At 59.5% G+C, this 23,469-nt stretch carries 24 protein-coding genes; 18 read left to right on the top strand and 6 right to left on the bottom strand.

Going from position 1 to position 23,469, the window contains the following annotated elements; translation table 11 throughout:
* Positions 1 to 46 precede the first annotated feature (46 nt).
* On the top strand, positions 47 to 832 hold the full coding sequence (locus tag ACODR9_RS01920; RefSeq protein WP_488807318.1) for an ABC transporter substrate-binding protein: 786 nt from the start codon (positions 47 to 49) through the stop codon (positions 830 to 832).
* A gap of 45 nt (positions 833 to 877) precedes the next feature.
* Here ACODR9_RS01920 and ACODR9_RS01915 read toward each other — a convergent pair whose 3' ends face one another.
* Positions 878 to 1,552, bottom strand: coding sequence for a hypothetical protein (locus tag ACODR9_RS01915; RefSeq protein ID WP_488807317.1), 675 nt, complete (start codon positions 1,550 to 1,552; stop codon positions 878 to 880).
* Between the two features lie 188 nt (positions 1,553 to 1,740).
* A complete protein-coding gene (locus ACODR9_RS01910; RefSeq protein WP_488807316.1) occupies positions 1,741 to 2,289 on the bottom strand; it encodes an NADPH-dependent FMN reductase in 549 nt (182 codons plus the stop codon).
* Positions 2,290 to 2,465: 176 nt separating this feature from the next.
* Here ACODR9_RS01910 and asd point away from each other — a divergent pair, with 176 nt between their 5' ends.
* Together asd and ACODR9_RS01900 are read left to right on the top strand one after the other, a co-directional pair.
* Positions 2,466 to 3,314 (top strand): archaetidylserine decarboxylase, encoded by an 849-nt coding sequence (asd, locus tag ACODR9_RS01905; RefSeq protein WP_488807315.1) that lies wholly within the window; start codon positions 2,466 to 2,468, stop codon positions 3,312 to 3,314.
* 174 nt (positions 3,315 to 3,488) lie between these two features.
* Positions 3,489 to 4,985 carry a GGDEF domain-containing protein gene (locus ACODR9_RS01900; protein ID WP_488807314.1) on the top strand — a complete coding sequence of 499 codons (1,497 nt, stop codon included), beginning with the start codon at positions 3,489 to 3,491 and terminating at the stop codon, positions 4,983 to 4,985.
* A 74-nt stretch (positions 4,986 to 5,059) separates the two neighbouring features.
* On the opposite strand, the gene prpF is transcribed toward ACODR9_RS01900, so the two are convergent.
* From prpF to prpB, 4 genes are all read right to left on the bottom strand, one after another.
* Positions 5,060 to 6,253, bottom strand: a complete 1,194-nt coding sequence (gene prpF / locus ACODR9_RS01895) for a 2-methylaconitate cis-trans isomerase PrpF (RefSeq protein ID WP_488807313.1) — start codon at positions 6,251 to 6,253, stop codon at positions 5,060 to 5,062.
* A 171-nt stretch (positions 6,254 to 6,424) separates the two neighbouring features.
* The gene (gene acnD / locus ACODR9_RS01890; RefSeq protein WP_488807312.1) at positions 6,425 to 9,025 is read right to left on the bottom strand and encodes a Fe/S-dependent 2-methylisocitrate dehydratase AcnD; all 2,601 of its coding nucleotides are present in this window, start codon (positions 9,023 to 9,025) and stop codon (positions 6,425 to 6,427) included.
* Positions 9,026 to 9,093: 68 nt separating this feature from the next.
* Positions 9,094 to 10,242, bottom strand: a complete 1,149-nt coding sequence (gene prpC / locus ACODR9_RS01885; RefSeq protein ID WP_488807311.1) for a bifunctional 2-methylcitrate synthase/citrate synthase — start codon at positions 10,240 to 10,242, stop codon at positions 9,094 to 9,096.
* 165 nt (positions 10,243 to 10,407) lie between these two features.
* Positions 10,408 to 11,289 (bottom strand): methylisocitrate lyase, encoded by an 882-nt coding sequence (prpB, locus tag ACODR9_RS01880; protein WP_488807310.1) that lies wholly within the window; start codon positions 11,287 to 11,289, stop codon positions 10,408 to 10,410.
* A 241-nt stretch (positions 11,290 to 11,530) separates the two neighbouring features.
* Here prpB and rpoE point away from each other — a divergent pair, with 241 nt between their 5' ends.
* The 15 genes from rpoE to nagZ all read left to right on the top strand — a co-directional run bounded on the left by rpoE (position 11,531) and on the right by nagZ (position 23,469).
* Positions 11,531 to 12,130 carry an RNA polymerase sigma factor RpoE gene (gene rpoE / locus ACODR9_RS01875; RefSeq protein ID WP_488807309.1) on the top strand — a complete coding sequence of 200 codons (600 nt, stop codon included), beginning with the start codon at positions 11,531 to 11,533 and terminating at the stop codon, positions 12,128 to 12,130.
* A 2-nt stretch (positions 12,131 to 12,132) separates the two neighbouring features.
* A complete protein-coding gene (locus ACODR9_RS01870) occupies positions 12,133 to 12,606 on the top strand; it encodes a sigma-E factor negative regulatory protein (RefSeq protein ID WP_488807308.1) in 474 nt (157 codons plus the stop codon).
* A complete protein-coding gene (locus ACODR9_RS01865) occupies positions 12,606 to 13,562 on the top strand; it encodes a MucB/RseB C-terminal domain-containing protein (protein WP_488807307.1) in 957 nt (318 codons plus the stop codon). Before ACODR9_RS01870 ends, ACODR9_RS01865 begins: the two co-directional genes overlap by 1 nt.
* Before the next feature lie 95 nt (positions 13,563 to 13,657).
* The gene (locus ACODR9_RS01860) at positions 13,658 to 15,073 is read left to right on the top strand and encodes a DegQ family serine endoprotease (RefSeq protein ID WP_488807306.1); all 1,416 of its coding nucleotides are present in this window, start codon (positions 13,658 to 13,660) and stop codon (positions 15,071 to 15,073) included.
* Entirely contained in the window at positions 15,070 to 15,309 is a 240-nt protein-coding gene (locus ACODR9_RS01855; RefSeq protein WP_488807305.1) for a glutaredoxin family protein, read from the top strand. Before ACODR9_RS01860 ends, ACODR9_RS01855 begins: the two co-directional genes overlap by 4 nt.
* 65 nt (positions 15,310 to 15,374) lie before the next feature.
* Positions 15,375 to 17,168 (top strand): translation elongation factor 4, encoded by a 1,794-nt coding sequence (lepA, locus tag ACODR9_RS01850; RefSeq protein ID WP_103525228.1) that lies wholly within the window; start codon positions 15,375 to 15,377, stop codon positions 17,166 to 17,168.
* The gene (gene lepB / locus ACODR9_RS01845) at positions 17,169 to 18,131 is read left to right on the top strand and encodes a signal peptidase I (protein ID WP_488807304.1); all 963 of its coding nucleotides are present in this window, start codon (positions 17,169 to 17,171) and stop codon (positions 18,129 to 18,131) included.
* 22 nt (positions 18,132 to 18,153) lie between these two features.
* On the top strand, positions 18,154 to 18,510 hold the full coding sequence (locus tag ACODR9_RS01840; protein ID WP_488807303.1) for a DUF4845 domain-containing protein: 357 nt from the start codon (positions 18,154 to 18,156) through the stop codon (positions 18,508 to 18,510).
* Positions 18,511 to 18,515: 5 nt separating this feature from the next.
* The gene (gene rnc, locus ACODR9_RS01835; protein ID WP_488807302.1) at positions 18,516 to 19,226 is read left to right on the top strand and encodes a ribonuclease III; all 711 of its coding nucleotides are present in this window, start codon (positions 18,516 to 18,518) and stop codon (positions 19,224 to 19,226) included.
* Positions 19,223 to 20,113 (top strand): GTPase Era, encoded by an 891-nt coding sequence (era, locus tag ACODR9_RS01830; RefSeq protein WP_488807301.1) that lies wholly within the window; start codon positions 19,223 to 19,225, stop codon positions 20,111 to 20,113. The genes rnc and era overlap by 4 nt, the downstream gene beginning before the upstream one ends.
* Before the next feature lie 80 nt (positions 20,114 to 20,193).
* Complete coding sequence (locus tag ACODR9_RS01825) at positions 20,194 to 20,430, top strand: hypothetical protein (protein ID WP_488807300.1); 237 nt, start codon at positions 20,194 to 20,196, stop codon at positions 20,428 to 20,430.
* A complete protein-coding gene (gene recO / locus ACODR9_RS01820) occupies positions 20,427 to 21,158 on the top strand; it encodes a DNA repair protein RecO (protein ID WP_488807299.1) in 732 nt (243 codons plus the stop codon). The genes ACODR9_RS01825 and recO overlap by 4 nt, the downstream gene beginning before the upstream one ends.
* Before the next feature lie 22 nt (positions 21,159 to 21,180).
* Positions 21,181 to 21,909 carry a pyridoxine 5'-phosphate synthase gene (gene pdxJ / locus ACODR9_RS01815; protein ID WP_488807298.1) on the top strand — a complete coding sequence of 243 codons (729 nt, stop codon included), beginning with the start codon at positions 21,181 to 21,183 and terminating at the stop codon, positions 21,907 to 21,909.
* A gap of 24 nt (positions 21,910 to 21,933) precedes the next feature.
* Entirely contained in the window at positions 21,934 to 22,314 is a 381-nt protein-coding gene (gene acpS / locus ACODR9_RS01810; protein ID WP_488807297.1) for a holo-ACP synthase, read from the top strand.
* A gap of 72 nt (positions 22,315 to 22,386) precedes the next feature.
* Positions 22,387 to 23,469 (top strand): beta-N-acetylhexosaminidase, encoded by a 1,083-nt coding sequence (gene nagZ / locus ACODR9_RS01805; protein ID WP_488807296.1) that lies wholly within the window; start codon positions 22,387 to 22,389, stop codon positions 23,467 to 23,469.

Genomic DNA, 23,469 nt, shown 5'->3' with positions numbered 1-23,469 from the left:
TCCCTTGTCGTGCGTTTGTCTACTCACCCCGTCCGGAGGAATCAAGATGAAGCTGCAATCCTGGTGTGCCGTGTTGTTGTCTACTGTGGCCCTGCAAGCGGGCGCGACGGATCTGAACAATCTGCGTATCGGCATGGATGCCACCTATCCGCCGTTCGAATCGCTCAACCCCGCCGGGCAGATTGTCGGGTTCGAGGCGGATCTGGCCGTTGCCTTGTGCAAGGAAATGAAAGCCCGCTGCAGCCTGATCAACCAGGACTGGGATGGCATCATTCCGGGGCTGATGGCGAAAAAGTACGATGTAATCATGTCGTCGATGACCATTACCGCCGAGCGCGCCAAGACAGTTAGTTTCAGCGAGCGCTATTTCCGCACGCCACAGCGGCTGATTGCCGCCAAGGGCAGCGCGCTGAAATTTACGGTGGAAGGCATGAAAGGCAAACGGGTAGGGGTGCAGCGCGGCACCACCGCCGACATGTACCTGAGCAAGTTCTGGGGGCCGCGCGGCATGGATGTGGTGCGCTATGAAGATCAGGACAAGGCCTATGCCGACCTGGTAAATGGCCGGCTGGATGCCAGCTTCCAGGATGAGCTGCAAGTGGAGGCGGGTTTTCTCAAGAGCGAGCCGGGCAAGGCGTTTGCCTTGGTCGGTCCCTCCATCAATGGGGATAACGCCGCCGAGCGCGAGGTATTGGGCTCCGGTGCTGGCATGGCGGTGCGCAAGGAAGACAAGGCCTTGCTGGATAAGCTGAACAAGGCCATTGCTGCCGTGCGTGCCAACGGTACTTTCAAGAAGCTGAGCGTGCAGTACTTTGGCCGCGATATTTACTGATTAATGGGTTTTCCCCGCAGCCCGGTCACAGGCTGCGGGCATGCTTCAACTGCTGGTGTTTTGTGAGTTTTGCTGCTGGTCCTGCTGCAAGTCCGGGCGGATCAGCGTGTAGTCGTTATTGCTGGGCAGGCCGTTTTTCTGCCAGTCGTCCAGCGTGGCCATGATGGCATCCCGCGTCTGGTTGCTGATTTCCGGCAGGCTGCCGCCAAATACCTTCTTCGCCTCGTCAAAACCCTGCTGCACTGCGGCGCGAATAGTGTCCAGCTTGCTGGGGTCGTTGCCTATGCCCAGCCGGGCAAAGTCCAGAATGCGGCGCGCGGTGTTCTTGATGCCCATCTCGCCATCTTCGGACAGTGCCTGGGTGGCTTCCGCCTTGGTTTGCGGATCGACAGTCAGCTGTTGTTCGCCGCTGACCACCTTGTTCCATTGCAGCCCTTGTTGCTGCACCAGATTGCCCAGCAGCTTGAGGAAATCCGACACCTGCTGGTTGGATTTGGCCAGCAAGGCTGACACATCCACCGGCGTGCTTTGCGGGTTGCTGGCGGTGGGTTTGCCATAGGTCAGGGCGCTGCTGTCTGCGTTGTTTTGCCCGATGGTTACCACCTCATCCACCGTGAGGGTACTGCTGCTGATGCTGTTGCCGGTTTTGCTGTCGGTTACGGTGCTGCTGCTGAGGGTGGCATTCAGCAGCAGGCTGCTGTTGACGCTGTTGATGGTCATGGGAGGCTCCTGCTCACAACAACAAGAATGCTTGCGCGCAATGCAGGCCGGGCCAGGGGTAGTCTGTCGGCAACAGGGCAAGCTGATGCTTGATTATCGGCAGGATGGGTGAAAAATGAAGTAAAAATCCATGCAAAACGCCGGCAGGATTATTCCGTGCCGGCGTTGCTTGCTGCGGAGTCCGGGAATCAGGCGGTCAGTTTGCCGGCCAGGGCTTGCAGTGCTGCCAGTTGTTGTTGGACCAGGCCTTGCAGGCGCTCGTCGGTGAGATTGCCCTCGGCATCGAAACCACCGGCAAAGGCATTGGCAAATACTTCAGGCTTGTTCAGTGGGTGCAGGTCGAGAAACACGCAGCTCTGCCGCAGGTGATATTGCGCACGCGAGGTGCCCATGCCGCCACCTGCGCCCAGAATGGCCACGGCCTTGCCGGCCAGCAGTTTGTTTTCTGGCTCGCGCGAGGCCCAGTCCAGTGCGTTTTTCAGTGCCGGGGCCATGGAATAGTTGTATTCCGGGCAGGCCAGCAGCAAGGCGTCAGCCTGTGCCAGTTGAGCCAGCAGTTGCTGTACGGCAGCCGGTTTGTCGGTGATATCAGCGTTATAGAAGGGGATGCTGCTCAGATCGGCAATGGTGATTTCCACGCCTGCCGGTGCGTGTGCCTTGGCGTAGCGTAGCAGGCCCATATTAGTGGACGCGCGGCGCAGGCTGCCGCAAATGGCCAGGACTTTCAACGTGCTCATCTTGATTCCTTGCATTGGATTAAACGAGGGGTAAAGTCTGCCTGTGCATTCTAGTCAGCGGCTGCCTTCCTTGCCAGTCGTGGCGACCACCTTGCAATGCGATTGCGTGCCAGCGTTTCGCTTCACCCTGAGTCGGGCTTATAATGTCCGGCTGTCCGCATTCAAGGTTTTACATCGTGTCCGAACGCTTTGCCGTATGGCTGCAGTATCTTCTGCCTAAACAGGCCCTGACCATTCTGGCCGGCAAACTGGCTGGCACCGAGGCCGGCAGCCTGACCACGGCGGTCATCCGCTGGTTTGTCGGACGCTATCAGGTGAACATGGCCGAGGCGGCTAACCCGGATATTGCCAGCTATGCCAGCTTCAACCAGTTTTTTACCCGGCCATTGCGTGCCGGTGCGCGACCACTGGCTGATAGCGCGTTGATCTGTCCGGTGGATGGTGCCATCAGCCAGTTTGGGGCCATTCGTGCTGATCAGATTTTCCAGGCCAAGGGGCATGACTATTCCACCGCCGCGCTGGTTGGCGGTGATGCCGACATGGCGGCGCGCTATCAGGATGGCTGCTTTGCCACCATCTATTTGAGCCCGCGCGACTATCACCGCATCCACATGCCCTGCGACGGGCGCTTGCTGAGCATGACCTATGTGCCCGGTGCGCTGTTCTCGGTGAATCCGGCCACCGCGCGCGGGGTGTCCGGCCTGTTTGCCCGTAATGAACGGGTGGTGTGTGAGTTTGACGGCCCGCATGGCCGTTTTGTACTGACGCTGGTGGGGGCAACCATTGTGGGTAGCATGGCCACGGTATGGCATGGCTTGGTGAATCCGCCGCGCCCGGGCCGGATTCAGCGCTGGGATTATCAGGATCAGCAGATTGTCATCCGCAAGGGTGAGGAAATGGGGCGCTTCCAGCTGGGCTCCACCGTGGTGCTGTTGTTCCCGGCCAGCGTAGGCTTGCATTTTAATGCGGGCTGGCAGCCGGCTTGCCCGGTTAGGCTTGGCGAGTGCATGGCCGATATTGCGTGAGACACAAAACCGCCCCGGGCGGTTTTTTTATATCCGGCGGTAACGCACATGCGCCATGATGGTCTGCATTGAACTATGCTAATGTCACTGCTGCTTGATGTGACAAGGTGGCGCGCCCTTCTCCCCGGGGCGAGTGATGGGCTACTTCCTTATTGCGGTGATTCGACCTCGCTCATGAATACAGACGTGCCAGACTCTTCTCCTGTGCTGCCGCTGACAGCTCCGGACGCTGTACTGCGGCCACCCGCCATGACGCCATGGCGGCTGTGGCGCGTGATTTCCCGGCATGAGCGGTGCTGCCTGTTTGGTGGCTGGCTGTTCAGCCTGTTGCTCTCGCTGGGCCTGGGTTTGTTGTCGGTGGTGGATGACTGGTCTGGCATTCCGCTGCAGTTTGGCGGCGTGACGGTCTATATCACCTTGTATCCGGCCTTGCTGATCAGCCTGTGGTGGAGCTTGTGCCTGGGGTGGTGGTGGGGCGCGCTGCAAGCGTATCTGACTACGCTGGTGCTGGCGCTTTATGCCGGTATGGCGTGGCACTGGGCGCTATTGTTTGCCTTTGCCGATCCGCTGGGCGTGGCGGTGATGGTGCTGGGTTTTCGCGCGCTTCCCATGTTGCGCGGTCTGCGCAGCATGGAGTCGGTAGTGCACTTCATCCAGCTGTCCTTCGTTGGCAGCATCTTCAGCTCCAGCGGTGCGCTGATCTGGACCTATTGCAATAATCAGCCATTCAGCGAGCTGCTGCCCATCTGGCAGGGCTGGTGGCTGGGCTTTTTTCTGCAGAACCTGTTGCTGGTGGGGCCGGTGTTGTCCTTGACTTGGCTAGTGACCGATCGCTGGCTAAGTCGCTACATTGTCCTGAAATCGGCAGCCGAGGGGGAGTCGCGGCACCTGATTGTGCTGTTGTTGGCCTTGGTTAGCGTGGGTGCGCTGGTGTATGGCTATCTGTCGCTCAGCCTGGGCAGCAGCCTGCTGCTGGGGCAGCTGCAGCATGGCTTGCCGCCGGATATCCGCCATGCAGCGCTGGTGATGACCCAGACCGGCTGGGTATTCTTTTGGGTGTTTGCCCTGCTGGTATTGTTCAATGCTTTTTTTGCCTATCGACTGTTTCTGCACTGGCAGGGGCGCAATCAACAGCTACTGGATGCACTCAGGCAGAGTAATGATTACCTGGCCAGGCTGGTGCGTCTGGATGGCCTGACCGGTTTGCTCAACCGGCGCTCTGGTGATGAGGTGTTGCAACAGGAGTGGCTGCGCAGCCAGCGCTCGGGGTTACCGGCGGTGCTGATCATGCTGGATATCGACCATTTCAAACAGGTGAATGATGAATATGGTCATGATGTGGGTGACCGGGTGATTGAGCGCGTTGCCATGTTGTTGCTAGAGCATATCCGCGCTATCGATACCGCCATTCGTTATGGTGGCGAGGAGTTTTTGCTGGTGCTGCCGCAAACCACGCTGGAAGGTGGCATGCAACTGGCCGAGCGCCTGCGTCAGCAAATGGCAGCGCGAACCCTGCACTGCAATGAGAGGGAAATTTCGGTCACGATAAGCCTGGGTGTTGCCGTAACGTCTATTGTGATGCAGGACAAGGCGGCCTGGGTAAAGCAGGCGGACATGGCCTTGTACAAGGCCAAGCGGGCAGGGCGCAACCAGGTGGTGGAGGCGGATTGAATCTGGTTTTGTCTGGTGTCGGAATAACAATGGCCACGCTAAGGTGGCCATTGTTATTTAGTAGCAGCTAAGGCTCAGAAACTATCGCCGGGAATGCGCACCCAGCCTTCCATCAGTACGCGGGCGCTGCGGCTCATGATGGCCTTGCTCACCTGCCATTGGCCAGCCACCAGCTTGGCCTCTGCCCCCACGCGTAAGGTGCCGGACGGGTGGCCAAAGCGCACGGACTGGCGTTCGCCACCACCGGCAGCCAGGTTCACCAGCGTGCCGGGAATGGCCGCAGCCGTGCCGATGGCCACCGCAGCGGTGCCCATCATGGCATGGTGCAATTTGCCCATGGACATGGCGCGCACGCGCAGGTCGATGTCGCTGGCGGCAATCTGTTTGCCGCTGGAAGCGGTATAGCCATCCGGCGGGGCGACAAAGGCAATCTTGGGGGTGTGCTGACGGGTGGCCGCTTCGGCAATGTCCTTGATCAGCCCCATGCGGATGGCACCGTGGGCGCGGATGGTTTCAAAGCGGGCCAGCGCGGCTGCATCACCATTAATGGCTTCCTGCAGCTCGCTACCGCTGTAACCCAGCTCGGCTGCGTTAAGGAAGATGGTGGGGATGCCCGCGTTAATCATGGTGGCCTGGAAGCTGCCCACGCCCGGTACTTCCAGCGTGTCCACCACATTGCCGGTGGGGAACATGGCGCCGCCGCCATCGCCTTCGCCCTCATCTGCCGGATCGAGGAACTCCAGCTGTACTTCGGCCGCCGGGAAGGTCACGCCGTCCAGCTCGAAATCACCGGTTTCCTGTACTTCACCATTGGTAATGGGCACATGGGCGATGATGGTCTTGCTGATATTGGCTTGCCAGATACGCACGGTGGCCACGCCATTGGCCGGAATGCGGCTGGCATCCACCAGCCCGCTCATGATGGCGAAGGAGCCGACGGCGGCAGACAGATTGCCGCAGTTGCCGCTCCAGTCGACAAAGGCCTTGTCGATAGCCACCTGGCCAAACAGATAATCCACGTCGTGATCAGGACGGCTGCTTTGGGCCAGAATAACCGTCTTGCTGGTGCTGGAGCTGGCACCGCCCATGCCGTCGATTTGCTTGCCGTAGGGGTCGGGGCTGCCAATCACCCGCATCAGGATGGCATCGCGCACCGGGCCGGCTTGTTGCGCGGCGGCAGGCAGATCTTGCAGGCGGAAAAACACCCCCTTGCTGGTGCCGCCACGGATGTAAGTGGCAGGAATGCGGATTTGCGGAGCATGGGCCATGCAGTCTCTCCTGTAATGCTGTGGGCAAGGCGGGCAAGCAGCCTGTGCCGGTATTGGGTGATAAGCAAGAGGGCGGCTGCGAAACTTACTTTCGCGCCGCCCTGCGGTTGGGGGCTGCCCTGAATCCGGCCTGCCGGCAGGGACATACCTGCAGGCCGGGGGCAGCAAAACTCAAACGGTGGTGGACTCCAGGAAGTCCTGGGCAAAGCGCTGCAGCACGCCGCCAGCCTGATACACCCGCACTTCGGCGGCGGTATCCAGACGGCAGGTGACCGGCACTTCCAGCGTTTCGCCATTGCGACGGTGAATCACCAGCGTCAGCGTGCAGCGCGGCGAGATATCACCCTTGACGTCGTAGCTTTCGGTGCCATCAATGCCCAGCGTCTTGCGGTTGGTGCCGGGCTTGAATTCCAGCGGCAACACGCCCATACCCACCAGGTTGGTGCGGTGGATGCGCTCGAAGCCTTCGGCCACGATGGCCTCCACCCCGGCCAGACGCACGCCCTTGGCGGCCCAGTCACGCGAGCTGCCCTGGCCGTAGTCGGCACCGGCAATGATGATCAGCGGCTGCTTGCGCGCCATATAGGTTTCGATGGCTTCCCACATGCGGGTGACCTTGCCTTCCGGCTCGATCCGCGTCAGCGAACCCTTCTTCACCGCGCCATCCACCACGGCCATTTCGTTCACCAGTTGCGGGTTGGCAAAGGTGGCGCGCTGGGCGGTGAGGTGATCGCCACGGTGGGTGGCGTAGGAATTGAAGTCCTCCTCCGGCAAGCCCATCTTGGCCAGGTATTCGCCAGCGGCCGAGCTAGCCAGAATGGCGTTGGACGGCGACAGGTGGTCGGTGGTGATGTTGTCCGGCAGCACTGCCAGCGGCAGCATGCCCTTGAGCGTACGCTCCCCGGCCAGCGCGCCTTCCCAATAGGGCGGGCGGCGGATATAGGTGGACATCGGACGCCAGTCGTACAGCGGGCTCTTGGCTTCTTCCACCTGACCCAGATCGAACATCGGGATGTAAATCTGCTTGAACTGTTCTGGCTTCACGCAGCGCGCCACGATGGCGTCGATTTCATCATCGGACGGCCACAGGTCTTGCAGGCGGATTTCCTTGCCATCCACCACACCCAGCACGTCTTTTTCGATGTCAAAACGCACGGTACCGGCAATGGCGTAAGCCACAACCAGCGGCGGCGAGGCCAGGAAGGCCTGCTTGGCATAGGGGTGGATGCGGCCATCAAAGTTGCGGTTGCCCGACAGCACGGCGGCGGTGTACAGGTCGCGTTCAATGATTTCCTGCTGGATTTTCGGGTCCAGCGCACCGGACATGCCGTTACAGGTGGTGCAGGCATAGGCGACGATGCCAAAACCCAGTTTTTCCAGTTCCGGCAGCAGGCCGGCTTCTTCCAGATACAGCTTGGCCACCTTGGAACCCGGTGCAAACGAGGATTTCACCCACGGCTTGCGCACCAGGCCCAGTTCATTGGCGCGCTTGGCCAGCAGGGCAGCGGCCACCACATTGCGCGGGTTGCTGGTGTTGGTGCAACTGGTGATGGCGGCAATGATCACCGCGCCATCCGGCAGCAGACCTTCGGCTTCTTCTGCCTGGGCCTTGGCCAGATCAACGGCAATACCACGTTCGGCCAGTGCCGAGGTGGGCAGGCGTTTGTGCGGGTTGGACGGGCCCGCCATATTGCGCACCACGCTGGACAGGTCGAACTCCAGCACACGTTCGTATTGTGCCGTCGCCAGGCTGTCGGCCCACAGGCCACTCACCTTGGCATAATTTTCCACCAGTGCCACTTGCTCGGCTTCGCGGCCGGTCAGCTTGAGGTAGTCGATGGTTTGCTGGTCGATGTAGAACATGGCTGCGGTGGCGCCATATTCCGGGCACATATTGGAGATGGTGGCGCGGTCGCCGATGGACAGGCTGGCAGCGCCATCACCAAAGAATTCCACATAAGCACCGACCACACGTTCCTTGCGCAGGAACTCGGTGAGCGCCAGCACGATGTCGGTGGCGGTAATGCCGGGCTGGCGCTGGCCGGTGAGCTTGACGCCGACGATGTCCGGCAGGCGCATCATGGACGGGTGGCCCAGCATCACGGTTTCCGCTTCCAGACCGCCCACGCCGATGGCGATCACGCCCAGCGCATCCACGTGCGGGGTGTGGCTGTCGGTGCCGACACAGGTATCGGGGAAGGCCACGCCGTCACGCACCTGAATCACCGGCGACATTTTTTCCAGATTGATCTGGTGCATGATGCCGTTGCCAGCCGGAATCACGTCCACATTCTTGAAGGCGGTTTTGGTCCACTCGATAAAGTGGAAACGGTCTTCATTGCGGCGGTCTTCAATGGCGCGGTTCTTTTCAAAAGCCTGCGGGTCGAAACCACCGCATTCCACCGCCAGCGAGTGGTCGACAATCAACTGGGTCGGCACTACCGGGTTGACCAGCGAGGGGTCGCCACCCTTGTCGGCAATGGCGTCGCGCAGACCGGCCAGGTCGACCAGCGCGGTCTGGCCCAGAATGTCATGGCATACCACGCGCGCCGGGTACCAGGGGAAGTCCAGGTCTCGCTTGCGTTCGATCAGTTGCTTGAGCGCGTCGGTCAGCAGTTCCGGTTCGCAACGGCGCACCAGTTGCTCGGCCAAAACGCGCGAGGTGTAGGGCAGGGTGGCATAGGCACCGGGCGCAATGGCGTCAACGGCGGCGCGGGTGTCGTAGTAGTCCAGCTGGCTGCCGGGCAATTGGGTGCGGTAGTTTTTGTTCATGGCGTCGCTAAAGCTCTAAGGGTGGAAGCAAAGCGGGGAGCAGACCTTGCGGCGTGCTCCCCTGACCATCAGCGTTGTGCCAGCGGCACGAAGGCCTGATCGTCCGGGCCGGTGTAGTTGGCCGACGGACGGATGATCTTGCCGTCAATGCGTTGCTCGATCACGTGTGCGCTCCAGCCGCTGGTACGGGCAATCACGAACAGCGGGGTGAACATGGCAGTCGGTACGCCCATCATGTGGTAGGACACGGCGGAGAACCAGTCCAGATTGGGGAACATCTTCTTGATGTCCCACATCACGCTCTCCAGACGTTCGGCGATGTCGAACATCTTGCTGTCGCCAGCGGCGGCGGACAGGTTGCGCGCCACTTCCTTGATCACCTTGTTGCGCGGGTCGGAGATGGTGTACACCGGGTGGCCAAAGCCAATTACCACTTCCTTGCGCTCCACGCGGGCCTTGATGTCGGCTTCGGCTTCGTCCGGCGTGTCGTAACGCTTCTGGATTTCAAACGCCACTTCGTTGGCGCCGCCGTGCTTGGGGCCGCGCAGCGCACCAATGGCACCGGTAATGCTGGAATACATGTCCGAACCGGTACCGGTAATCACGCGGCTGGTAAAGGTGGAAGCGTTGAATTCGTGCTCGGCGTACAGGATCAGCGAGGTGTGCATCGCCTTCACCCACAGCGCGGACGGCTTTTCACCGTGCAGCAGGTGCAGGAAATGGCCGCCGATGGAGTCGTCGTCGGTTTCCACGTCGATGCGCTTGCCGTTGTGGCTGAAGTGATACCAGTACAGCAGCATGGAGCCGAACGACGCCATCAGGCGGTCGGCGATGTCACGCGCACCGGCGATGTTGTGGTCGTCCTTTTCCGGCAGGGTGCAGCCCAGGGCGGATACGCCGCTGCGCATCACGTCCATCGGGTGAGCGGAGGCGGGCAGGGCTTCCAGCACGCTCTTCACCACTTGTGGCAGGCCGCGCAGGGCTTTCAGCTTTTGCTTGTAGCCAGCCAGCTCGGCCTTGTTCGGCAGCTTGCCGTGCACCAGCAGGTAGGCCACTTCTTCAAATTCGCACTGGTCGGCGATATCCAGAATGTCATAGCCGCGATAGCTCAGGTCGTTGCCGGTACGGCCAACCGTGCACAGGGCGGTATTGCCGGCGGCAACACCGGACAGGGCGACCGATTTTTTCGGCTTGCCAGTCAGAACCACTTCAGTCATGCCATTTCTCCTTGGACAATTTCTCTGGTTTTACTGTTGTGCGCATGGCTGGGCAGCCTATGGCTACCCGGCCTGATTAGTTTTGCTGCTTGTCTTGCCGTTGGCAGGCGGGTATTTGTTTTTGCCTTCGGCAGACAATTACTTGTTTTTGCCTTCGGCAGATGGTTATTTATTTTTGCCTTCGGCAAACAGCCCATCCAGCTTTTGTTCGTAGCTGTGGTAGCCCAGGTGTTCGTACAGATCCATGCGGGTTTGCATCTGATCCAGCACGTTTTTCTGGGTGCCGTCACGACGCAGCGCGCCGTACACATTCAGCGCGGCCTGGCTCATGGCACGGAAGGCCGACAGCGGGTACAGCACCAGCGACACACCGTTGTCACCCAGCTCTTGCGTGGTGTAGAGCGGGGTGGAGCCAAATTCGGTGATGTTGGCCAGCACCGGCACGCCAACGGCCTCAGCAAATTGCTTGTACATGGCCAGGTCGGTCATGGCTTCCGGGAAAATCATGTCGGCACCGGCTTCCACGCAAGCCACAGCGCGTTCGATGGCGGAATCCAGTCCTTCCACGGCCAGCGCGTCGGTGCGGGCCATGATGACGAAACTGTCATCCTTGCGCGCATCGGTGGCGGCCTTGATGCGGTCTACCATTTCTTCCTGGCTGACAATGGCCTTGTTGGGGCGATGGCCACAGCGCTTTTGCTGTACCTGGTCTTCGATATGCACGGCAGCTGCGCCGGCTTTTTCCAGGCTGCGGATGGCGCGGGCGATATTGAAAGCGCCACCCCAGCCGGTATCGATATCCACCAAGAGCGGCAATTCGGTGACATCGGTAATGCGGCGTACATCAATCAACACATCTTCCAGCGTGGTGATGCCCAGGTCCGGAATGCCGCAGGAGCAGGCAGCGACACCGCCGCCAGACAAATAAAGGGACTTGAAGCCTGAGTGTTCGGCCAAACGTGCTGCATAGGCGTTGACTGCACCCACAACCTGCAGCGGTTTTTCTTGTTCTACGGCGAGGCGGAAGCGTTGACCGGGAGTACTCATGGCAAGGTCCTTATATGGAGTGCGGGTGATGTTGCGATTATTCTAGCAAGTGCTTGGTTGGAGTGCAAATGCTCTATCGCAAGTGTTGCCGGAGGAAAGTTTCAGTTTTGGGTTCAGTCTGGTATGTTTCCCGGCAGCAAAGCACGGGGGAACTCATTGCAAGTGCTACGGTCTAGTGCTGTGTCCACACAGACGCACATACAACTAAACCAGTGGACAATTCAGGGAGCATTACAACGACATGAGTGATCGTGAGATCGATCAACAGTTGGTGGAGCGTGCCCAGCGAGGTGAAAAAAGAGCTTTCGACCTGCTTGTTGCAAAATATCAGCGTCGCCTGGCCAGACTTTTGTCACGTTTCATTCGCGACGGTGCCGACATCGAAGATGTGACGCAAGAAGCATTCGTCAAAGCGTATCGCGCCTTGCCATCTTTCCGTGGCGAGAGCGCGTTTTACACATGGCTGTACCGGATCGGCATCAATACTGCCAAGAATTTCCTCAGTTCCGCCGGGCGACGCCCGGTGGTGAACAGCGAGTTTGAGGACGAGGATGGCGAGAGCTTCGACCTGGCGTCGCAAGTTCCCGACATGAACACGCCCGAAACCGAGCTGATGAACAAGGAAATCGTGACGACAGTGAACAGCGCTGTGCAGGCTCTGCCTGAGGAACTCAGAACGGCCATTTCCCTGCGGGAGATGGATGGGCTGTCCTACGAAGAGATTGCACAAGTGATGAATTGTCCCATCGGCACCGTCCGCTCGCGCATTTTTCGGGCGCGGGAGGCCATTGCTGCCGAATTGAGGCCATTGCTGGATACGGCCAAGAACAGAAGGTGGTAGGTATGAAAGAAAAATTATCTGCACTGATGGATGGCGAGCTGGACGGGCAGCCCGCAGACAGAACCATCAAAGCCATCACTGAAGAAGAGGAGCTCAAGCAGGTGTGGGATGCCTATCACCTGATCGGTGATGCCATGCGTGCTAATTCCCATGTTGCGGTGGATGTGCGCCGTCAGGTGGCCGAACGCCTTGCCGGCGAGCCCACCGTGCTGGCGCCGCGCCGCTGGTTTGCGCCAGTGCGTAACCGGCGCGCTGGTGCGGTTGCACTGGCGGCCAGCGTCAGCTTTGCCGCCGTAGTGGGATGGCAGCAGTTGTCGCATGGCAATGCGGCCTCTGCGGTGGCTGATCGTGGCGTTCCGGTGGCGGCGGTACAGCCGGCCCAGGAGCATGACGACCTTTATCTGACTGCACATCAGGAAATGACGGCGGACCAAAGCGTCTATAAGGTCTCTTATGGAAATGGAGCCCGCCACTGATGCGTCTTACACAGCTGTCCGGGGTCTGTCTGATGGGCGTGGCCATGCTCGCCCATGCAGATGATGATTGGCTGGTGGTGAAGAAGGCGGCTGTTGCCGCAAGGCAGCAGCCTCTGACGGGAACCTACCTGCACCAGATGAACGGTTCGCTGGAAACTTTCCGTATTGTTCGGGGAGGAGCCGGCGATAACATTCAGGAAAAACGCACCTCGCTGGATGGGCCGTCGCGGGAAATCATCCGCAAGGGGATGGAGCTGACTTGCTATGCGCCGGATGCAAAATCGCTGTCGGCAGCCAAGGTGAGCGCCATGCGCTTGTTTCCCGCCATTCTGCCCGATGACATCGGCAATATTGCGCAATCCTATACGCTTAAACGCAGCGGTAAGGACCGGGTGGCACAGCGGGATTGCAACTGGATTGATCTCAAGCCCAGGGATAGCAAGCGCTATCTGCTGCGCCTGTGTGTCGAGCCGGTCAGCAACTTGCCGCTGAAAGTCATTACCCAGAATGCTGCGGGTGATGCGGTGGAGCAGTTCACCTTTACCGAGATCGAGCTGCAGGGGCCGAAAGACAAATCAGCTTACCGGCCGCAGTACAAGCAGAACTATGTATTGCGCAGTGCCAATGCACCGCAGATGACGCTGGATGCCGATGCACCTTCTGAGGTTAGCGGCATGCCGCCTGGCTTCAAGCTGCTGCGTGCCGTGCAGCGCAGCCTGCCGGGCCAGGCCGAGCGCACGGTAAGGCATATGGTGTTCAGTGATGGGCTGGTCATGCTGTCCCTGTTTATCGAGCCGCAGACTGATAGTCGTGTCGAGAGGGCGGTCAATCTGCATGGTGCCGTCAATATGGCAACTGCCATGCAGGGCGATTACCTGGTCACCCTGGTTGGCGACCTGCCTGAACCCACCATGCTGGCCATGATCCGGAACCTTAAGATCACACTCAAGCCATGATGGTGCCAGCCCACTTTCCTGCCTTGTTCGGGAGAGTGGGCTGTTTTAATCTTCACCGCTGTTTCCTGTGCAAACCACATCAAGATGGAGCGACCATGTCGATCAAGAAGCTGATCGTTGCTGCCATGCTGGCGGCAGCTGCATACACTGTTCAACCCGAGGCCGCCTGGGCTGCTGAGCTGCCAGATTTCACCCGCATCGTCGAGACCGAAGGGCGCGCTGTCGTCAATGTCAGCACCACTGCCACCATCAAGCAGAATGTCAGTGCCATGCCCGAAGGCATGGAAGGTGACCCTTTCTTCGAATTCTTCCGCCGTTTTGCGCCGCAGCAGCAACAGGAGCGGCAGGAGCGCTCGCTGGGCTCCGGTTTCATCATTTCGCCGGATGGCTATCTGCTGACCAATGCCCACGTGGTGGCGCGGGCGGATGAAATTACCGTCACCCTTACTGATAAACGTGAATTCAAGGCCAAGGTGATTGGCTCGGACGCTCGCACCGATGTGGCACTGCTCAAGATTGATGCCAAAAACCTGCCGGTGGTGCGCCTGGGCAATATGGCGGATGTGAAGGTGGGCGAGTGGGTGCTGGCTATTGGTTCGCCGTTCGGCTTTGAAAATACCGTCACTTCCGGCATTGTGTCGGCCAAGAATCGCTTGCTGCCGGATGAGAACTTTGTCCCTTTCCTGCAGACCGATGCTGCGGTTAATCCGGGTAATTCCGGTGGTCCGCTGTTTAATCTGAAAGGCGAAGTGATTGGCATCAACTCCCAGATATACAGCCGTTCTGGCGGTTTCATGGGCATCTCATTCTCGATTCCGATTGATGTGGCCATGAATGTGGCAGATCAACTCAAGGCCACCGGCAAGGTCAGCCGTGGTCGTATCGGCGTGGCAATACAGGAGCTGAACAAAGATCTGGCGGCTTCATTCGGCCTGGCAAAGCCATCTGGTGCGCTGGTGAATGATGTGGAGAAAAAGAGCCCGGCGGAGAAGGCGGGCTTGCGTACTGGTGATATCATCCTGTCCGTTGCCGGTCAGCCGGTTGAGTCCTCTTCCGATCTGCCGCGCCTGATTGGAGCCATGCGTCCGGGCAAGCCGGTGGTGCTGGAAGTGTGGCGTCATCGTGCAATGCAGAAGCTGACGGTGGTGCCGGAGGAGCTGAAGTCCGAAGACGCCCGTACCGCCCAGCGCGAATATCGTTCCCCGCAAGCCGTGCCTGACTCGCAAAACATGAAGCAGATCGGTCTGGCATTGCAGGAGCTGTCGCCGCAGCAACTGGCCAAGGTGGGGGTCAAGTACGGTTTGCAGGTCAAGCGTGCCAGCGGTGCTGCAGCACGGGCTGGTGTGCAGCCGGGGGATGTGATTGTCGGCCTGGGTGGCGAGGCACTGAGCAGTTTTGCCCAGTTCAAGGCCGCAGTGGCTGGTGCACCCAAGGGTAGTACGCTGGCCTTGCAGCTCTGGCGTCAGGGCATCATCCTGTTTGTGCCCTTGGGCATTGGTGGAGAAGAATGAAACTGACTTTGTATTTTCGTGAGTACTGCAGCCTGTGCCATCAGATGCTGGCCGAGCTGCAGCCATGGCAAGCCAGGCATGGCTTTGAGCTGGATGTGGTGGATGTGGATGCCGACCCCGAACTGGAGGCCAGATTCAATGAACTGGTGCCGGTATTGATGGACGGTGAACACCAGATTTGTCACTGGCATCTGGATATTCCTGCTTTGGCTGCACATTTGGGCGAAATCGGCTAAAATCCGCGCCAGTGTGAGTTGTTCAAGGGCACGCCAGCGTGCCCTTATCTTTTTGCTGGATACCGATGAAACATATCAGAAATTTCTCGATCATTGCCCATATCGACCATGGCAAATCGACCCTGGCCGACCGCTTCATCCAGTTTTGCGGTGGCCTCGAACTGCGTGAAATGAGTGCCCAGGTACTCGACTCGATGGATATCGAGAAAGAACGCGGCATTACCATCAAGGCGCAGACTGCAGCCTTGCAGTACAAGGCGCGCGACGGACAGGTGTACAACCTGAACCTGATCGACACCCCGGGGCATGTGGACTTCTCTTACGAAGTTTCCCGCTCGCTGTCCGCCTGCGAAGGCGCATTGCTGGTGGTGGATGCCTCGCAAGGGGTAGAGGCCCAAACCGTGGCCAACTGCTACACCGCCATCGATCTGGGGGTGGAAGTGGTGCCGGTGCTGAACAAGATCGACCTGCCTGCAGCCGAACCCGAGCGCGTGTCTCAGGAAATCGAAGACATCATTGGCATCGAAGCCATTGATGCCGTACGTGCCTCGGCCAAGTCCGGCATTGGCATTCAGGACATCCTCGAAGTGGTGGTCAGCAAGATTCCGCCGCCGGAAGGCAACCCCGATGGCCCGCTCAAGGCGCTGATCATCGACTCCTGGTTCGACAACTATGTCGGCGTGGTGATGCTGGTACGCGTTAAGGATGGCCAGGTTCGCCCCAAGGACAAGATCAAGTTTATGGCCACCGGTGCCGAGCATCTGGTGGAGCAGGTGGGGGTGTTCTCGCCCAAATCGGTGCAGCGCGATGTGCTGAACGCCGGTGAAGTGGGCTTCATCATCGCCGGTATCAAAGAGCTGAAGTCGGCCAAGGTGGGTGACACCATCACCCTGATGAAAACCCCGGCCACCGAGGCGCTGCCAGGCTTCAAGGAAGTGCAATCCCAGGTATTTGCCGGTTTGTATCCGGTGGAAAGCCACGATTACGAAGCACTGCGTGACGCGCTGGAAAAACTGCAGCTGAACGACGCCTCGCTCAAGTACGAACCCGAGGTGTCGCAGGCGCTGGGCTTTGGCTTCCGTTGCGGCTTCCTGGGTCTGTTGCATCTGGAAATCGTGCAGGAACGTCTGGAGCGCGAATTCGACATGGACCTGATCACCACGGCTCCGACCGTGGTGTATGAGCTGGTGTTGAAAGACGGCAGCGTGATCCATGTGGACAATCCGTCGCGTCTGCCGGACCCGGGCAAGGTGGAAGAGATTCGTGAACCCATCATCACCGCACATATTCTGGTGCCGCAAGACTATGTCGGTGCGGTGATTACCCTGTGTACCCTGAAGCGCGGCGTGCAGCGCAATATGCAGTATCTGGGTCGTCAGGTGATGCTTACTTACGATATGCCGATGAATGAAGTGGTGATGGACTTCTTTGACCGCCTCAAGTCCACCAGCCGTGGCTATGCCTCGCTGGATTACGAATTCAAGGAATTCCAGTGCGCAGATCTGGTCAAGCTGGATGTATTGGTCAACAGCGAAAAGGTGGATGCACTCAGCCTGATCGTGCACCGTGCCTCTAGTGTGTATCGCGGGCGCGAACTGGTGTCCAAGATGCGCGAGCTGATTCCGCGTCAGATGTTTGACATTGCGGTGCAGGCAGCCATTGGCGGCCATATCATTGCCCGTGAAACCGTCAAGGCCTTGCGCAAGAACGTGCTGGCCAAGTGCTATGGCGGCGACATCACCCGCAAGAAAAAGCTGCTGGAAAAACAAAAGGCCGGCAAGAAGCGCATGAAGCAGGTAGGTAATGTGGAAATCCCGCAAGAGGCTTTCCTGGCCATTCTTCAAGTAGGGGAAAAATAAGTGGGCGAAAACCTGTTCTGGGTATTTACCGTGGCCGTCATCATCGGCGGCATGCTGGTGGCGTTTGGCGGACAGCGCGAAGTCGGACAGAAGGATTGGCCGGTGCCGATACAGTGGGGCTATCTGGCCCTGGTGATCGGTGCCTTCGGCCTGCTGTCCAACTACATGAGCTTTACCGCAGTCATGCTGGTGTTTGTGCTGATAACTGGTGTGGTATGGGGCCTGGACAAGTTTTTGCTGGCAAAGAAACGTGCTGGCGAGCCCGGACATTTTGTTGAATATTCACGCGGCTTCTTCCCGGTCATCCTGGTGGTGTTCCTGCTGCGCTCCTTCCTGGTAGAACCCTTCCAGATTCCCAGCAGCTCCATGCGGCCGGGGCTGGTTGTGGGTGACTTCATTCTGGTGAACAAGTTTGCCTATGGTATCCGCGTGCCGGTGCTTAACAATGTGGTGGTGCCAGTGGGTCAGGTAAGCCGTGGCGATGTGGTGGTGTTCAACTATCCGCCCAATCCCAAGGTTAACTACATCAAGCGCGTCATCGGCGTGGCTGGTGATGTGGTGGAGTACCGCAACAAGCGCCTCAGCATTAATGGCAAGGCCGTACCGGATGAAAAAGATGGTACTTATGACTATCTTGAACAAGGAATGGCGATGATTCACAACGACCAGTTCAAGGAAGTGATGGATGGCAAGTCGTATAAGGTGTTGAATATTCCGGATGCGCCGGTGGTGGCGCTGGGGCAGGTTGCTGACTTCCCCTCGCGTGATCAGTGTCAGTATGATGACAATGGCTTTGTCTGCAAGGTACCTGCCGGGCATTACTTCATGCTGGGCGACAACCGTGACAACAGCCTGGATGGCCGCTACTGGGGGTTCGTCGATGATCGTCTGATGGTGGGCAAGGCCTTCCTGATCTGGATTAACTTCAGCGCGCTGTCCCGCATTGGCACCACCATCCGCTAACCGTTTTCGCCAGGGGGCTTACATGCAGCGTCAGCAGGGTTTATCAGTCATTTCAGTACTGTTCATCATGCTTATTGTCGGAGCCTGCTTCTTGCTGGCTGGCAAGGTGCTGCCGGTGTACAGCGAGTATGCCGAGGTCCGCAAGGCGGTAGCGGCTATGGCCAGCCAACCCGGACGTGGTGAAACCGAACTGCGTCGCGAGTTCATGAATCACGCCATGGTGGGTGACATTTCCTCGATCAAACCGGAAAACCTCACCATCATTACCACTGCCAACACCGTCTTCGTACGTGCAGCCTATCGCCGCGAAGTACCGCTGTTTGCCAATGTCAGCCTGGCTTTCGATTTTGATACCCAGGCCGGACAGTCACCCCAGTAACTACAGTGAACCACGTTGATACCCGATTCCGGCGCCTGTCTGAGGCGCTGGATTATTCATTCCAGAAGCCTGACCTTTTGCGTCAGGCCATGACACACCGCAGCTTTGCGTCCTCTAATAACGAACGCTTCGAATTCATCGGCGACAGCATCCTCAATTACACCGTGGCGCGTATGTTGTTCGACCAGTTTCCGCGCCTGAGTGAAGGTGAGCTGTCCCGCTTGCGCGCCAATCTGGTCAACCAGAACACGCTGGCAGAAATTGCCCATGAGCTGAAGCTGGGCGACTACCTGTATCTGGGCGAGGGGGAGCTGAAAAGCGGTGGTTTCAACCGCCCGTCCATCCTGGCCGATGCGCTGGAGGCAACCTTTGCTGCGGTCAGCTTTGATGCGGACTTCCAGCGGGCTGAACAGGTGGTGCGCCGTCTGTACAGCAGCCGCATCGCCGCCATCGACCCCACCAAACATGCCAAGGATGCCAAGACCCGCCTGCAAGAAGCGCTGCAGGCACGGAAATGGCCGCTGCCCAAGTACCGCATCCTCACCCAGACCGGTGAGGCCCACGAACAATGGTTCAAGGTGGTGTGCGATCTGGGCGAGCTGATGATCGAATCCGAGGGCGAGGGCGGCAGCCGCCGGGCTGCCGAACAGCAGGCAGCCGAAGTCGCGCTGCAGCGCCTTGAACAAAAACTGGCCACAGGCAAGAAAAACGCATGAACGAACACGCATATCATTGTGGCTTTGTGGCCATCGTGGGCCGCCCCAATGTGGGCAAATCCACGCTGATGAACCATCTCATCGGCCAAAAAGTCAGCATTACCTCGAAAAAAGCGCAAACCACGCGCCATCGCGTCAACGGCATCCATACCGAAGACAATGCCCAATTGATTTTTGTTGATACCCCGGGTTTCCAGACCTTCCACAAGGGGGCGCTCAATGAAACCCTGAATAAGAGCGTGAAAGATTCGCTGGGCAGCGTCGATTGCGTGTTGTTTATTCTGGAAGCCATGCGCTGCAGCGCTGCCGACCGTGAAGTGATGGCGCTGTTGCCCAAGCACACCCCGGTCATCCTGGTGATCAACAAGCTGGACAAGGTCAAGGACAAGTTTCTGCTGCAGGAATTCATTGATGGCGTGCGTGCCGAATTCCAGTTTGCCGACTGCGAAGTCGTGAGCGCCAAGCATGGTCAGCGTTTGTCCGAGCTGCTGGACAAGGTACGTCCGCACCTGCCCGAATCCATGCCGCTGTACCCGGACGATATGGTGACCGACAAGAGCGAGCGCTTCCTGTCCGCTGAAATCGTGCGGGAAAAACTGTTCCGCTACCTGGGCGAAGAACTGCCCTACGAAATGAATGTGGAAGTGGAAATGTTCGAGATGGACGGTGCGCTGCGCCGCATCCACATTGCCATTCTGGTGGATAAGGATAACCAGAAACCCATCGTCATCGGCAAGGGTGGCGAGAAGCTGAAGAAGATCTCCACCGAAGCACGTCTGGACATGGAAAAGCTGTTCGATGGCAAGGTCTTCCTGCAAGTGTGGGTGAAGGTTAAATCCGGCTGGGCCGACGATGTACGCTTCCTGCGGGACTTCGGCCTGAACTGATGTCGCTGCAGCCGCCACGACCGCCCTGTTGGGCGGTGATTTTTTCTGCACCCACCAAGCCTGTCGACATGGCTGGGCGCATGTTGCGCCTGGCTCAGTTACAAGCGGGCTACCTGGGGGCCGAGGCCGTCCAGGATGGCGACGGCATGCCGCTTACCCGCTGTTACTGGGATGATATCGATGCCATCGCCGCCTGGCGCGTGCATGCCGAACACCTGCTAGCACGCGAAAGCGGCGCTCAGGGCCAGCTGCCGTTCTCCTTGCAGGTGGACCGTGTCGAGCCGGTGGCCGATGCCAGCCGAGGTGAGGGCGCATGAGCCAGCCGGGACGGGTGGATCGCCAGCAGGCGTATCTCTTGCATGCGCAACCCTATCGGGAAACCAGCCTGCTGGTGGAAGTGCTTACCCCACAGCATGGCCGCTTCACCATGGTGGCGCGTGGTGCGCGCCGACCGCGTGCCGATGTACGCGGCGTATTGCTGCCGTTTCAGCCGCTCACCCTGTCCTGGTTTGGCAAGGGCGAAGTGCGTACCCTGCACACGGCAGAATGGAATGGCGGCGTGCCGCAACTGGCCGGCATTCGCCTGGTGTGCGGTTTCTACCTGAATGAGCTGATGCTCAAGCTGACCGCGCGCGATGATGCCGAGCCGCGTGCCTTTGCCGTCTACGACCAGGCAGTACGGGCGCTGGCCACCACAGACTCCCTGGCGGCCACGCTGCGACGCTACGAATTGCGGCTGCTGCAGGCGCTGGGTTATGCCGGCAGCTTTGCCTGCGATCAGCACGGCGAGGTCATCGATGCCACCGCAAACTACCTGTGCCGTGGCGGTGCGCTGGCGGAGCGTGATGCCGGTTTCGACCCGGTTGGCCCGTTTTTGCGCCTGCCCGGTAGCGCGCTGCTGGACATCGAGGCCGACAACTACAGTGCCATCAGCACCCGCCGTGCGGCGCGCAGCCTGCTACGGCTGTTATTGACCGATTTGCTGGGCGAGGAGCCGTTTGCCTCGCGTGAACTCTTGCAGGCCATCAACGCCATTGCCGACTGAGGCCTGCCAACAGGAGCTGAACATGATTTTGCTTGGTGTGAATATCGACCACGTTGCCACCCTGCGTCAGGCACGCGGTACCCGCTATCCCAGCCCGGTAGAGGCTGCACTGGTGTCCGAAACCGCCGGTGCCGACCTGATTACCCTGCATCTGCGTGAAGACCGCCGCCACATCCAGGATGCCGACGTGGTGGCCATGCGCCAGGTCATCAAGACCCGCATGAATCTGGAAATGGCCATGACCCCTGAAATGCTGGCCAATGCGCTGGCGGTGGCCCCGGAAGACGTGTGCCTGGTGCCGGAAAAGCGCGAAGAAGTCACCACGGAAGGGGGGCTGGATGTGTTGGGCCACTATGCCGATGTCTGCCATTACACCGAAACCCTGCAGCAGGCCGGTATCCGGGTGTCCATCTTCATCGACCCGGACCGCGCCCAGATCAGCAAAGCCTACGAGGCGGGTGCCCGCGTGATTGAACTGCACACCGGTGCTTATGCCGACGCGGTGCATGCAGCCGAGCGCGAGGCCGAACTGGCGCGTATTCGCGGCGCCGCTGCCTTTGCCGCCGAGCTGGGCATGGTGGTGAATGCCGGTCACGGCCTCAACTATCACAACGTCAAGCCGATTGCCGCCATCCCGCAAATCAGCGAGCTGAACATTGGCCACGCCATCATCGGCCAGGCGGTGTTTATCGGCCTGGAGCGCGCTGTGCGCGACATGAAGGCGCTGATGCAAGAAGCCCGTCGCGGCTAAGACACGGCAGGGAGAAACGGGCGCATGATCTACGGCATCGGTACCGATATGGTGGAAATCGCCCGCATGCAGGGCCTGCTGCAGCGCTGGGGCGACAAGGCCGGGCGGCGCATTCTGGCTGAATCCGAAATGGCGGATTTTCTGCAGTCGCGCGATCAGGCCCGCTTTCTGGCCAAGCGCTTTGCGGTAAAAGAAGCGTTGTCCAAGGCCGTCGGTACCGGCGTGGTGGAGCCGGTGCTGCTGACTGCCATTGCGGTCAGTCACGACGAACTGGGCAAGCCGCAACTGGTCTTTTCTGCTGGCTTGCAGGCATTTCTCAGTCAGCGCGGTATCGTGCGCAGCCATGTTTCCATTACTGATGAACGGGAACATGCGCTGGCCTTTGTGGTGCTGGAGCAAGCCTAGCGCTGCCGGGCGACGCCTGGCTCAATCAATCATTGCGGAGGATTTGCCTTCGCACAGTCTGGAGAAGCAACCATGCAAGCGCTGAATTTGCCGCGTGGTCCGGTGATGGTGGATGTACACGGCTTTGCCCTGAGCGAGCAGGAAAGGGCGCGTTTGTCCCATCCGCTGGTGGGTGGTGTCATTCTGTTTCGCCGCAATTTTCACAATATCGAACAACTCAAGGCGCTGACGGCTGAAATTCGCAGCTTGCGCACGCCGGAACTGCTGATTGCCGTTGACCACGAAGGTGGCCGCGTACAGCGTTTTCTCGATGGCTTTACCCGTCTGCCGCCCATGAATGTGCTGGGCGAACTATGGCAGCAGGACGAAGCTGCCGCCCGTGCTGCCGCTGAAAATGTCGGTGTGGTGCTGGCTGGCGAATTGCGCGCTTGCGGTATCGACCTGTCCTTCACCCCGGTGCTGGACCTGAACTGGGGCCGCTGTGCCGTGATCGGCAACCGGGCCTTCCATCGTGACCCGCACATTGTCAGCGAACTGGCACTGGCCTTGCAGCGTGGCCTGCAGCAAGGCGGCATGTCCACTTGCGGCAAGCATTTCCCCGGCCACGGTTTTGTTGCTGGCGACAGCCACTTTGTGATGCCGCAGGACGACCGCACGCTGGCCGAACTGGAAGCCGACGACCTGATTCCGTTTGCCCGCATGGCGCAGGCCGGCATGGGCTCGGTGATGCCAGCGCATGTGGTATACCCGGCGGTGGACAGCCGTCCGGCCGGTTTCTCGCCGGTATGGCTGCAAGACATCCTGCGCGGCCAGCTGCACTTTGACGGCGTGATTTTCTCCGACGACCTGGGCATGGAAGGTGCTGCCGGTGTGGGTGGGTTTGTCGAGCGGGCAGAGGCTGCACTGGCTGCTGGCTGCGATATGGTGCTGGTATGCAATCAGCCGGAACGCGCCGACGAAGTGCTGGCCGGACTGCAGCCGCCCGCGCAGCCGCGTTTGGCCGAGCGCCTGCAGCGCATGGCCGGCACCGGAACGGTTTCTGGCTGGCAGCAGCAAATCCGCAGCGCTGATTTTGCTACCCGTCAGGCGCAGGTGAAGGCGCTGACCATTCCGCAGAATGTGTTGCAAGGCCCGGCGGTGGGTGAGGCCAGCTAA

Source organism: Aquitalea sp. FG25, from assembly GCF_057809375.1.
Note: the sequence above shows the minus strand (reverse complement) of the source record. Positions and strands in the feature narration are given on the sequence as shown.